13 protein-coding genes are annotated in these 11,916 nt (G+C 45.9%); all 13 read left to right on the top strand.

The annotated features are described in order from the left end of the window. The first annotated feature begins 28 nt into the window (after window positions 1–28). The 13 genes from BN1234_RS09285 (at window position 29) to BN1234_RS09225 (ending at window position 11,909) form a co-directional block, all read left to right on the top strand. Window positions 29–1,408, top strand: a complete 1,380-nt coding sequence (locus BN1234_RS09285; protein ID WP_054956386.1) for a bifunctional folylpolyglutamate synthase/dihydrofolate synthase — start codon at window positions 29–31, stop codon at window positions 1,406–1,408. Window positions 1,409–1,414: 6 nt separating this feature from the next. Beyond that, window positions 1,415–2,794, top strand: coding sequence for a UDP-N-acetylmuramate--L-alanine ligase (murC, locus tag BN1234_RS09280; protein ID WP_054956385.1), 1,380 nt, complete (start codon window positions 1,415–1,417; stop codon window positions 2,792–2,794). 155 nt (window positions 2,795–2,949) lie between these two features. Continuing rightward, a complete protein-coding gene (locus BN1234_RS09275) occupies window positions 2,950–4,200 on the top strand; it encodes an SPOR domain-containing protein (RefSeq protein ID WP_054956384.1) in 1,251 nt (416 codons plus the stop codon). Window positions 4,201–4,321: 121 nt separating this feature from the next. Next, window positions 4,322–4,564: a DUF4321 domain-containing protein gene (locus BN1234_RS09270; protein WP_054956383.1), complete on the top strand. Its 243-nt coding sequence runs from the start codon at window positions 4,322–4,324 to the stop codon at window positions 4,562–4,564. Between the two features lie 21 nt (window positions 4,565–4,585). Then, a complete protein-coding gene (locus tag BN1234_RS09265) occupies window positions 4,586–5,191 on the top strand; it encodes a Maf family protein (protein ID WP_054956382.1) in 606 nt (201 codons plus the stop codon). A 49-nt stretch (window positions 5,192–5,240) separates the two neighbouring features. Continuing rightward, window positions 5,241–5,930, top strand: a complete 690-nt coding sequence (radC, locus tag BN1234_RS09260) for a RadC family protein (protein WP_054956381.1) — start codon at window positions 5,241–5,243, stop codon at window positions 5,928–5,930. A 39-nt stretch (window positions 5,931–5,969) separates the two neighbouring features. Then, a complete protein-coding gene (locus BN1234_RS09255; protein ID WP_054956380.1) occupies window positions 5,970–7,004 on the top strand; it encodes a rod shape-determining protein in 1,035 nt (344 codons plus the stop codon). A 103-nt stretch (window positions 7,005–7,107) separates the two neighbouring features. Then, the gene (gene mreC / locus BN1234_RS09250) at window positions 7,108–7,935 is read left to right on the top strand and encodes a rod shape-determining protein MreC (protein WP_054956379.1); all 828 of its coding nucleotides are present in this window, start codon (window positions 7,108–7,110) and stop codon (window positions 7,933–7,935) included. Then, window positions 7,932–8,459, top strand: coding sequence for a rod shape-determining protein MreD (gene mreD, locus BN1234_RS09245; RefSeq protein WP_054956378.1), 528 nt, complete (start codon window positions 7,932–7,934; stop codon window positions 8,457–8,459). The genes mreC and mreD overlap by 4 nt, the downstream gene beginning before the upstream one ends. Window positions 8,460–8,546: 87 nt before the next feature. Continuing rightward, the gene (gene minC, locus BN1234_RS09240) at window positions 8,547–9,209 is read left to right on the top strand and encodes a septum site-determining protein MinC (protein ID WP_054956377.1); all 663 of its coding nucleotides are present in this window, start codon (window positions 8,547–8,549) and stop codon (window positions 9,207–9,209) included. A gap of 3 nt (window positions 9,210–9,212) precedes the next feature. Next, window positions 9,213–10,007, top strand: a complete 795-nt coding sequence (gene minD / locus BN1234_RS09235) for a septum site-determining protein MinD (protein ID WP_054956376.1) — start codon at window positions 9,213–9,215, stop codon at window positions 10,005–10,007. A gap of 152 nt (window positions 10,008–10,159) precedes the next feature. Further along, a complete protein-coding gene (locus BN1234_RS09230; RefSeq protein ID WP_054956375.1) occupies window positions 10,160–11,053 on the top strand; it encodes a M23 family metallopeptidase in 894 nt (297 codons plus the stop codon). Then, complete coding sequence (locus BN1234_RS09225; RefSeq protein ID WP_054956374.1) at window positions 11,046–11,909, top strand: M50 family metallopeptidase; 864 nt, start codon at window positions 11,046–11,048, stop codon at window positions 11,907–11,909. The genes BN1234_RS09230 and BN1234_RS09225 overlap by 8 nt, the downstream gene beginning before the upstream one ends. Window positions 11,910–11,916: the final 7 nt, after the last annotated feature.

The following is an 11,916-nucleotide window of genomic DNA, read 5'->3' as shown; positions in this document are numbered from 1 at the left end:
ACTAAATATTGACCTGAAGGTGAGAGGTATGGGGAACCATAATGGGGCTGCTGTAGAGCTAGCCCCTCTGAAAAGCTATGAGGAAGCAGTTGAGTGGATTAACGGGTTGATTCCGTTTGGGATTCGGCCAGGCCTGGAACGCATTAAGAAATTGCTTGAACAGCTTGGAAATCCGGAAAGAAGACTGAAGTTCATTCATGTGGCAGGGACCAACGGAAAAGGTTCGACATGTGCCTTTTTGACAGAGGTTTTATTACAGAGCGGTTATTCTGTTGGAACCTTTACGTCTCCTTACATTACGAAATTCACGAATCGTTTTCGATATAATGGGGAAGACATTCCTGAGGAAGTGCTGCTTGAACTTGCCAATAAGCTGCAACCGCTCGTTTTGGAGATGGCAGTCACGGAACTTGGCTCACCAACGATGTTTGAGGTTTCAACGGCTCTGGCTATTTTATATTATGCAGAGAAGTGTTTCCCTGATGTCGTCGTTTGGGAGACAGGTCTTGGTGGAAGAATGGATGTAACGAATGTCGTGCATCCGGTTATCTCGGTCATTACGAATATTGGCATGGACCATACGGATATACTCGGAGAGACAATTCCGGAGATTGCGGCTGAAAAGGCCGGAATTATCAAACCCGGTGTGCCTGTAGTCAGTACAGTAACTCAGCCTGAAGCGATCAAGATCTTGAAGGAGACGGCTGAACGTAATCGTACTACGCTGTATTTGGCGGGCGAGCAGTTCTATTTTGAACGTATAGAAGGCGATGAAGAAGGTCAGACCTTTCATTTCTCGGGTCCTTTCCGAAGTTTGAATCTTGATATTACGCTGCAGGGTGATCATCAGTGCGCGAATGCTGCTTGTGCAATGATGTGTCTGGATGTGCTTCGTCACTACATGGCTTTTGTTATCGAAGACGACAATATCAAAAAGGGATTTCATGCTACACAGTGGGCTGGAAGACTGGAACTGGTAAGCTCATCACCTCGTATCGTTTTGGATGGAGCCCATAACCCGGAAGGTGCTGAATCCTTAGCGAACAGCCTTCCGAAAATCTATAAGTACCGTAAGCTAAACTTAATGATGGGAATGCTGGCAAATAAGCATCATGAACCGTATTTGAAGCATATACTGCCTATAGTGGATACACTTATCCTGACAGAACCGGATTTCCGGAGAAAAATGGACGCCAAGGCGTTAGGAGACATCGTAGAGCAGATCAGGGAGAAATACGCCAAAGAATCACTGCAAATCATCATAGAGCAAGACTGGAAAAACGCACTTGAAATGTTGAAATCACGGACAGAAGCGGAGGATCTCGGGGTTGTATCAGGCACGTTATACTTGATTGCTGACGTGCGTTCCAAGCTCCTGGGCCTTTCCGATTCTGAAAAAGGTTGGTGATATCTGTTGAATACATCAGAACATGTTCATTTTATTGGAATAGGCGGCTATGGTATGAGCGCCATTGCAAGAGTTATGCTGGAAATGGGATATAAAGTCACAGGATCGGATGTGGCATCTCAGGAATTGACGGAAAAACTGGCTGCTAAGGGCGCCAAGATATATATTGGCCATACGGCAGAGCAGGTAGAGGGAGCCGATCTCGTTGTTTACTCCACTGCATTGTCCAGAGACAATGTGGAAAGGGTAGCGGCTGAGAAGAAGAATATCCCGGTACTTCATCGTGCTCAAATGCTCGCCAGATTGTTGAATGAAGGCAAGGGTGTTGCTGTAGCGGGTGCGCACGGCAAAACAACCACCTCTTCCATGATTGCTCTTGTAATGGAGGAGTGCGGAGTTGATCCGACCTTCATTATCGGTGGAGAAATCATGAATGTAGGTACAAATGCGAAGGCAGGACAAGGAGAATATGTAGTTGCTGAAGCGGATGAAAGCGATGGTTCGTTCCTTCAGTACCGTCCATGGCTTGGTGTAGTGTTAAACATTGAGGCTGATCATCTGGAGAACTACGGCGGCGACTTTGATCAATTGAAGGCAGCTTATGTACAGTTTTTAAGCCAGATTCGAGAAGATGGGACAGCCGTTGTATGTGGAGATGATTCGAACATACAAGCCTTATTGCCTGAGTTGAACCCTGAAGAAGTTGCCACATACGGTATTCATACAGAGTCAGACTATATGGCAAGTGATTTGGTGCTTGGCGACCGTCATGTTTCCTTTACGATGTCTCACAAGGGGCAGATATTGGGAACCGTTGAACTGTCGGTTCCAGGTAAGCATAATGTTTATAATGCAATGGCTACCGTAATAACCTGTATGAAAGCAGGTGTGCCATTTGAAGACATCGTAAAAGCGATCTTCAAGTTCAATGGTGCGAAACGCCGCTTTCAAGTACTTGGTGAAGTTAATGATATTCTCGTCATTGACGATTATGCTCACCATCCTACTGAAATTGAAGCCACAATCAGTGCAGCGAAAGCGACAGGAAAGCGAATCATTGCGATTTTTCAGCCGCAGCGTTATTCGAGAACCTTCTTCCTGCTTGATGCATTCAGCCGTGCGTTCGGGGATGCAGACGAGGTTATCATCACGGACATTTATTCCCCCGCTGGTGAAAAGCAAATTGAAGGTGTAAGCTCAGCAAGATTGGTTGAATTGATTGTGGAGAACAGCAATGCCGGTGCAAGATATCTTCCTACGAAGGAAGAGGTACTTGAAGATCTTAAAGAGCGAGTAAGACCGGGAGATCTTGTGCTTACAATGGGTGCCGGAGATATATGGAAAGTAGGATCTTCGTTGAGCCAGTTCCTGAAAGAAAATCAGTAAATTTTTATACAACAGTATTAGTGATGCCCGCAAGTCCAGCCTGAAAAAGCCGGATTTGCGGGCATTGTCTGTTTCGTTGTCCTTATCCGCTCATAACTTACTTGGCTCTAACATATAGGTATTTATAGATGAGGAGACAAGTGAGGGGGCAGGATATGAATAAAGCGCGCATGACTATAAGATTCGATCATGAGTCGTCCACTGGACAGGAATGCGGAAGCATAATAGAGCAGGAGCCGGAATGCCTGCAGTTATCTCCTAATGAAATATCGGAAATGGGCGATTTGCATGTAAGGCAGTCCGTTGAAGTCTTGGATAGGCAACACATGTCAACACATAATAATCCCAGGGAAAACCTGCGCAGCAGCGGACGTCTAGCGGAGGAAAGGCGGCGAATGGAACAGCAGGACGATGACCTTTTACGGTGGGATGAGGTGAATCATTTTAATAATGATGTTATGCCCCCAGAGATTGATCATAATCATCATTCAGCAGCCTTACCTGAAGAAGGGGACGTTTCTCTTGATTATGGTTATTACCGTTCCAGAAAACCTGTTTCGGTGTGGAAGGTAGCGGGATCTGTTGCTGGCGCCGTTATTACAGGCATCTTGTTCGGAACCGTTGTACTATCGATATTTAGTGGTGAGGACACAGGCAATGAAATCAGTATCCCGGCTAAGGAAATCGGGAGTACAAGCTCTGCATCATCAAATTATGAAGCTGAAAACGGCTTGACTAATATTCAGGATTTAACAGCAATTCATGCGTCGGCAGCAGTTGCAATCCCTGAGCAAACCTTTTATATGCTGCAGTATGGCGTGTTTAGTACAGCAGAGAGGGCAGAGCAGGCCAAGGGGGAACTGGTTCAATCCGGAATAGCGGCTTTTGGTGATACAACGGTTGAGAATCGGGTATATGCAGGTGTTTCACCAGATCGGGAGCAGGCTAAGCTGCTTAGCAATCAACTTAAAAATGAAGGTGTAGAGCTTTATGTTCGGGAAGTGATCCTTCCAGGTGCTCAATCCGCAGCGTTTGCCGGGGAAGCGGCGGCACTGGATATTTTCTTTGAGATGAGTGGAGAGCTTACTGCGAAATTAAGCTCCTTATCAGCCACTTTATTAGGATTAGAGAGTCCGGGGCCGGTGGATGCTGAAACGATAAATACAATCACAGGGCTTCATCTTCAGTGGACAGAAGCCGTTAAAATGGTTTCTTCCGGACTGAGTCCGGAGACAGAGAGAAATTTGTCATTAATGGGTCAGGAAATGAGCAGTTCCATCACCGCTTTGACAGAATACAACAAGAATCAATCCAAGGGGCATTTGTGGGAAATACAAGAAGGAATGATGAAGTATATTATGGGTCAGAGGAAGCTTGTGGAAAGTTTGCAGTCAATAATCCGCTAAGTAACAAGGAAATCCGGTAGGTGAACTGGTAATAGTTCCCCTAACCGGATTTCTGTTTGTATTGCTTATCGATTCACCGTATAATAATTAGGGTGTCAAAAAATGGCGAGGGAAGAGGACGATGAAGAAGAACGCAGGAGTGCTAATCTTATTTATACTGCTAGGGTGGCTTACTGGTACATGGATTGCTAATTTACTGCAGCCCGTTAAAGCTCTTTCTTTTCTTACCACTTCCAAAATGTTGGAGTGGTCGCCTCAAGCTAACCTAGACATCATTAACTATGACATTAATATTGAATTCAAACTTTGCCTGCTGGGTCTGATTGGTATCATTACAGCGGTCTGGCTGTATCGCAGGCTCTAACAACAAAGGAGAGCATTTCCGGTGGATGAGAAGGCTTCGCGTTATATTATACTGGCTTCCACTTCTCCGCGGCGTCAAGAGTTAATAGCAGCATTACGGATACCGTTTGAAATTATGCCTAGTGATGCTAATGAAGATACTCCCGCTGGCTGGGGACCGAGCATGATTGTGGAGAACCTTGCGCTGCGCAAAGCAGATGCAGTTTACCGAAAAATGTCGGATTCACGAAGCAATGCGATTATTGTGGGAAGTGATACGATCGTCGTTCTTGAGAGTGATATTCTAGGCAAACCAGTAGATGATAACGATGCTGTGAGAATGATATCTTCTCTTCAAGGGCGAACCCATAAGGTATTCACAGGCGTGGCTTGTGTAGATGCACTAACGGGGGAACGAATTGTACGTCACCGTATGACGTCTGTAAGAATGAAGCCATTAAACATGGATCAGGTCATGTCCTATGTGCGAAGCGGTGAGCCTAACGACAAAGCCGGAGCTTATGCTATACAAGGACTTGGAGCGTCCATAATCGAGGGCATTGAGGGTGATTACTTCAATGTTGTTGGATTGCCGATTTCATTACTTAGCGACATGCTATCAGAGATGGGAATGCACGTGTTAAGTTAATTACGTTAGTCCGTATTTATGATTTAAATACAGGAAAAGAGGGGAACATATGGAGTCGCCCGCATTATTGCTACGCGACATCCCCCATGAAGAACGACCAAGAGAGCGCATGATGGCTTATGGGGCGAGCGCCTTGAGTCATGCTGAACTGCTTGCGATTCTGCTGCGAACAGGGACCCGTCAAGAATCTGCTGTTCATATAGCGCAGAGGATATTGCAGCAGGTGGGCAGCATTCGTCAACTTGTAGACCTAAGCATTGATGAGTTAATGCAAATTAAAGGGATTGGACCCGCCAAAGCAGTGCAGCTGAAAGCGGGGATTGAGCTCGGAAGACGTCTCGCCGGCTCCAGACATATGGAGCCAGTGATCATCCGCAGTCCGGGTGATGCAGCAGAACTGCTTAGTGAACAGCTGCGATATCTCCAGAAAGAGCATTTTGTTTGTCTGTTTTTAAACACAAAAAATCATGTCATAGCCCAAGAAACGCTTTCTATGGGAAGCCTTAACGCCTCCATTGTTCATCCCCGCGAGGTGTTTCGAGCCGCAATCAAGTGCAGCAGTGCATCATTGGTATGTGCCCATAACCACCCCAGCGGCGATCCTACACCAAGTCCCGAAGATATATCCTTAACCTCGCGTTTGGTAGAGGCAGGGAATATTGTTGGAATTGAGGTCTTGGATCATTTAATCATTGGAGATGGGGCGTTTGTAAGTTTGAAGGAACGGGGCCTAATGTAATATAATAGTTCAGATTGAGAAAGAAAGGGAGATTGCAGCATGTTAGGTGGTTTCACGAAAGATTTAGGAATTGATTTGGGGACGGCTAATACACTTGTTTATGTCCGTGGTAAAGGAATTGTCGTAAGAGAACCTTCGGTGGTAGCTCTTCGTACTGATACGAAAACAATTGAGGCGGTTGGTGAATCCGCTAAAAAGATGATTGGACGTACACCTGGTAATATTCGTGCGATTCGTCCGATGAAAGATGGGGTTATTGCTGATTTTGATACGACAGCAACGATGATCAAATATTTTATTCGTCAGGCCCAGAAACAACGTTCTATATTCCCGCGTCATCCAAACGTGATGGTATGTGTACCTTCAGGCATTACTGCCGTTGAACAGCGCGCTGTAGAAGATGCGACGAGGCAAGCCGGTGCACGTGAGGCTTATACGATTGAGGAGCCTTTTGCAGCTGCAATCGGTGCAGATCTTCCTGTATGGGAACCAACAGGCAGCATGGTTGTTGATATCGGCGGAGGTACAACGGAGGTTGCTGTTATCTCACTTGGAGGTATCGTGACAAGCCGTTCTGTTCGTGTTGCCGGTGATGAAATGGATGATTCCATCATTTCCTACATTAAGCGCCAGTATAACCTTATGATCGGGGAACGTACTTCTGAGCAGCTGAAGATGGAAGTTGGATCTGCAATGCCGCTTGAAACGGTTGAAACAATGGAAATCCGTGGGCGTGACCTGGTTACAGGCCTGCCTAAGACGATTACAATTACATCTGATGAAATTAGTGAAGCTTTGGCAGATACGATTAATGCGATTGTTGATGCTGTGAAAGTAACACTTGAGAAATGTCCGCCTGAGCTTGCTGCTGATATTATGGATCGCGGTATTGTGCTGACAGGAGGCGGAGCTCTGCTGCGCAATCTGGACAAACTGCTTGCTGAAGAGACTGGAATGCCTGTTATTGTAGCTGAGAATCCGCTGGATTGTGTAGCGATTGGTACAGGTAAAGCGCTCGATAATATTCATTTGTTTAAATCCCGCAGCAGTTCTACCCTTCGCTCGAAACGGTAGATTGGACAGTCGCGTGTCAACCCCTGTATGTGGGAGAGAAAACAGTAACGTTAGAGGGTGTTGAAAACTGTTTAAACTGCTTGGAAATAAACGATTATTTATTATGCTGATCGGGCTGGTAACGTTTATTATTCTGATGGGTTTTACGCTAGGCCCAAGAGTCGGATTAACCTGGCCCGAAAAGTTTGTTAGGGATACTGTAGGTTTTGTGCAAGGTGTGTTCTACAAGCCCGCTTCTTACATAGCGGGCTTCTTTGAAGATGTGGGCGAGTTAAAAGAGGTTCGTGAAGAGAATGAACGCCTGAAGAAGGCTGTTGCAGAGTACGCTCGCGAGAGTGCTGAGTACCATATGATTAAGAATGAAAATGAAGGCTTAAAGGATACACTTAAGTTCACACAAGCTCAGATGGAGAGGTATGAATATGAGTACCGGCCGGCTAACGTATTAAGTGTCAATCAGGATCCAAACAATCATACGCTGGTCATCGATCTTGGTGCTAATGACGGTGTACGAATGAATATGTCGGTTACCTCTGTGGATGGCATGGTGGGTGTAATAAGTCATGTCGGCAACTTCACTTCCACGGTCAAGCTTCTAACGACGCTGGATCCACAAGACGCGAAGCGTCAGCAGATCGCTGCTACGGCGTCAGATAAGGATACCTTTGGTATTATTGAAAGCTTCGACAAGAAGACGAGAATGCTGAAAATGACGCGAATCCCGGAAGACGACCCTATCAAAAAAGGTGATTTAATTATATCTTCGGGCAGCGGCGGCGTGATTCCTCGGGGAATGATTATCGGTACAGTGGATAAGGTTGAGACGGGGGAGTTTGGTCTGACCAAGACGGCGACAATTAGACCCGCGGCGAGTTTTCAGGATTGGAAGACACTTCTTGTCGTATTCGCGCCTGAGGAGCCGAAGGGATGAAGCGTAAACAGGTATTGATACTGCTGCTGTTTTTGGTGTTTATTTTGCAGGGAACGATCGGTTTCTGGTTGACCCCAAGCTCATGGCAGGAGAAGATCTCGCCTAATTTTATGTTTGTTGCGATTCTATTTGCGACGATGTACCACCACCGTCATACGGGTCTTGTCCTTGGGCTTGTGTTTGGGATGCTTCATGATATTGTCTATTACGGTGAAATGATAGGTACTTATTCTTTTGCCATGGGCGTGTCGGCTTATGTAATGGGACTTCTATTCAAGACGCCGCGTGCGCCATTGCCGGTGATGATGACAGTGGTCATATTGGGCAGCTTACTGCTGGACAGCATGGTCTTTGGGATATACAAGTTGTTCGGAGTCAACCCGGATTCCTACAACTGGGCCTTGCTGAATTACATGCTTCCCAATCTTCTGATCCATTTTGCTTTTGCCTTGATTATTTATGTACCTCTTCGGAAGCAACTTGAGATACTTGCTAAAGAGCCTAAGAGAATCAAGGCTTCTTGACCCGACCGTCTAACCGACATTTTATATAGGCTAGCAGGAACTTGAAGGTTCGAACGCGAAATGTATGAAGACGGGAGGGACAGGCATATGGCTGTAAAATCCAATCATGTAACGATTAAGGGCATCAAAGATGGCCTGGTATTCCTGCTCGATGATCAATGTGAGCTAGAAGAGCTGCTTAGCGAGCTTCGTTATAAAGTTGAGCATAGTCACCAAAATATACTGACCGGGCCTATCATTCATGTGGATGTTAAGATGGGGTCCAGACGGATCTCGGAAGAACAGAAGCAGTCTATTCTTGATATATTGAAGCAGAAGGGGAATTTGCTGATTCGTACAGTAGAATCTCCACCGCTTGAACCGGAGAGTGAAACAGTTCAAGGCCCTGTTGTTAAGACGGGGACGGTTCGATCCGGTCAGGTTCTTCATCATTCAGGAGATTTGTTGTTTTTGGGTGATGTGAATCCTGGAGGAACCATTACTGCAACAGGAGATATATATGTACTGGGTGCTCTCCGGGGAACAGCACATGCAGGTGTTGAGGGAGATGAGGATGCAATTATTGCTGCCTCGTACTTAGCTCCCACTCAGCTCCGTATTTCTGATATGATCAGCAGACCTCCGGATGAATGGGAAACACGTGAAACGGTCATGGAATTTGCATATTTGAAAGATGGAAGTATGCAGATCGACAAGATCAGTAACATCGTCCGATTGGGCAGGGATTTTAATGTGTTTAAAGGGGTGTAGAATATGGGAGAGGCAATCGTCATAACATCAGGTAAAGGCGGAGTCGGGAAAACGACTACTTCGGCGAACATCGGTACGGCACTGGCTCTGTTGGGCAAAAAAGTGTGTTTGGTGGACACCGATATTGGTCTTCGAAATCTCGACGTGGTCATGGGTTTGGAAAACCGAATCATCTATGACCTGTGTGACGTCGCGGAAGGGCGCTGCCGTCTCAATCAGGCACTTATCAAGGATAAACGCTTTGACGAGCTGTACATGCTGCCTGCAGCCCAAACTAAGGACAAGCTTGCCATTTCGCCTGAGCAGGTGAAGGATATTGTCCTGGAATTGAAGAAGGAATATGAATACATTATTATCGATTGTCCTGCAGGGATAGAGCAAGGATTTAAGAATGCCATTGCTGGCGCGGATAAAGCGATCGTGGTAACGACTCCGGAAAATGCCGCAGTACGTGATGCGGATCGTATTATTGGATTGCTGGAAAGCTCTCATGTTGAATCTCCGAAGCTTGTTGTGAACCGTATTCGTCCGAACATGGTTAAGTCAGGGGATATGCTTGAAATCGAGGATGTATTACAAGTGCTGAATATTGATCTGATCGGAATCGTTCCGGATGATGAGATGGTTATTAAGGCAGCGAACTCGGGGGAACCAACGGTGATGAATCCAGACTCATCTGCAGCTATTGCTTACCGGAATATTGCCCGCCGTATACTGGGAGATACTGTTCCACTGATGCAGATTCATCAGAAAAAAGGAATGTTCACACGATTCAAGAAATTTTTTGGTATGGGATAACAGCCTTTATATGACTATAACGAGCCGATGCGCGATGTGCATCGGCTTTTTTATTTGCTCGGCCCCATAGACCGAGTCCTACAGAGCTTGTTCTAAACATCTTTCATGTCTACATAAGATAGAATAAAACAAGCCCCAAGGGGGAGAACAATGTGGACATCAAAACTTCTGTTAAGCTCCGGAGAGAAGCTCGGATACGAGAACTATTAGACGAAAGGTACCCTGAAGCCAAGGAAGAGCCGGCCAACCTTCGTTCCCTTCCTGTTTCTTCTGCAGTACATAAACCAGTGGCTCATGAGAGTTCTTTACACCACTCTAGTCCCGATAATTCAGATGTGGAACGGGATCCGGAGGAAATGTGGAAAAAAGGTCATCGCGGATGGTATGACCATTTCACCGAGCCGGAGCTTCCCCCTCGAAAATTCACCTTTGTATCCGGTTTATTAAGACGTTTAGCAGCGAGTGTAGTTGTGTTTGGTACGGTTTGGGGATTATTCTTTATTCATGAACCTTGGGCTATGCGTGTTCAAGGATATATTTTAGATGGATTGAGCAGGGAAATGAATTTTCATGCTGCTCAAATGTGGTACGAGGAGCATTTCGGTGGAACGCCTTCCTTCATTCCGATATTTGACCAAAGTGAACAGAGTACGACCAAGGTAAATGCAGGAACCTCTTTAGTGCCCCCTATTAAAGGGCATCTCGTGCAGTCCTTTGCTGTGGACCTTAAAGGGATCCTAATAGCGCCTAAGGGAGTTTCGCGGAAACTTCATGAGGTTAAAAGCGTAGAAGCAGGCAGAGTTCTTGAAATTAAGAAACAGGTTGATTCTAGTGTTACGGTGTTGATTCAGCATACAGGTACAAGAACGGCCGTTTACGGCCGTCTCTTTGGGACCTCATTGAAAGTAAATGATTGGGTTGAAGGCGGAGATGTTGTGGGCACGCTCCCGCTCGCTGCATCCAATGAAGAACAGCCAGCCCTGTACTTTATGCTAAAAGACGGAGAACGAAGCGTTGACCCGATGGAAGTGATATCATTTGATTAACTTCAGAGGGACCGTACTGTCTCTGCACCCTCTCTTTGTCATCGTTATGCTGGCTTCGGTTATGACCGGACGCTTTTTTGAATTGCTTACTCTATTTGCTATCGTGTTTATACATGAATTAGGACATGCAGGCGCAGCTTTAGCGATGGGGTTTAAGGTACGCTCTATTCAGATGCTGCCATTTGGCGGCGTAGCTGTTATTGAAGATGATCGGCGGATGAATGCCGCTCGTGAAATAATTATTGCACTTGCTGGACCGCTGCAAAATGTAATTATGATTGGAATCGCGCTGCTGTGTCAGGCGGCCGGGTGGGGGGACGGGCCATTTTTATCCTATATTATTCAGGGGAATCTCATCATAGCGCTCTTTAACCTGCTGCCTGTATTGCCGCTAGATGGAGGAAAAGTATTGCAGGCTTTGATCAGCCTGTTTGTTCCTTATCATGCAACTCTGTTATGGACATCCCGTGCAGGCTTGATATGCAGTTTGCTTATGATTGGTTATGGACTAGTTCCGATATTGTCAAATGAAGGCGTTAAGCTTAATTTACTGATGATCGGACTTTTTTTGGCTTACTCTAATTATGAAGACCACCGGAATATACAGTACCGTTTTATACGATTTTTGGTCAATCGCAGCCAAATCCAAGAGCACCAGCAGGAAGGAATGGGAACGGCACAACCAATAGTTGCTGATTCATCGAAACCTTTGGATGATATTATGCGTTTATTTAAAAGAGAGAAGTATCATTTAATTTATGTGATGAATCGCCAAGGTAGTTTAATGGCTGTTGTGCCGGAGCAGCATGTAATATCCTCTTACTTTGCTTCAAGCAGGCCGCCTTGGTATGCCTGACGGACCA

This window comes from Paenibacillus dakarensis, from assembly GCF_001373415.1.
Taxonomy (GTDB): domain Bacteria; phylum Bacillota; class Bacilli; order Paenibacillales; family Paenibacillaceae; genus Paenibacillus_AQ; species Paenibacillus_AQ dakarensis.
This window is presented reverse-complemented; position numbering and strand designations above follow the sequence as displayed.

What these genes read in the sequence shown, in the direction of transcription:
- BN1234_RS09255 (WP_054956380.1), top strand. Translation starts at nt 5,970, where the DNA reads ATGTTAGGTGGTTTCACGAAAGATTTAGGAATTGATTTGGGGACGGCT.
- minC (WP_054956377.1), top strand. Translation starts at nt 8,547, where the DNA reads ATGGCTGTAAAATCCAATCATGTAACGATTAAGGGCATCAAAGATGGC.
- BN1234_RS09285 (WP_054956386.1), top strand. Translation starts at nt 29, where the DNA reads ATGGGGAACCATAATGGGGCTGCTGTAGAGCTAGCCCCTCTGAAAAGC.
- mreC (WP_054956379.1), top strand. Translation starts at nt 7,108, where the DNA reads ATGCTGATCGGGCTGGTAACGTTTATTATTCTGATGGGTTTTACGCTA.
- BN1234_RS09270 (WP_054956383.1), top strand. Translation starts at nt 4,322, where the DNA reads ATGAAGAAGAACGCAGGAGTGCTAATCTTATTTATACTGCTAGGGTGG.
- minD (WP_054956376.1), top strand. Translation starts at nt 9,213, where the DNA reads ATGGGAGAGGCAATCGTCATAACATCAGGTAAAGGCGGAGTCGGGAAA.
- radC (WP_054956381.1), top strand. Translation starts at nt 5,241, where the DNA reads ATGGAGTCGCCCGCATTATTGCTACGCGACATCCCCCATGAAGAACGA.
- mreD (WP_054956378.1), top strand. Translation starts at nt 7,932, where the DNA reads ATGAAGCGTAAACAGGTATTGATACTGCTGCTGTTTTTGGTGTTTATT.
- BN1234_RS09275 (WP_054956384.1), top strand. Translation starts at nt 2,950, where the DNA reads ATGAATAAAGCGCGCATGACTATAAGATTCGATCATGAGTCGTCCACT.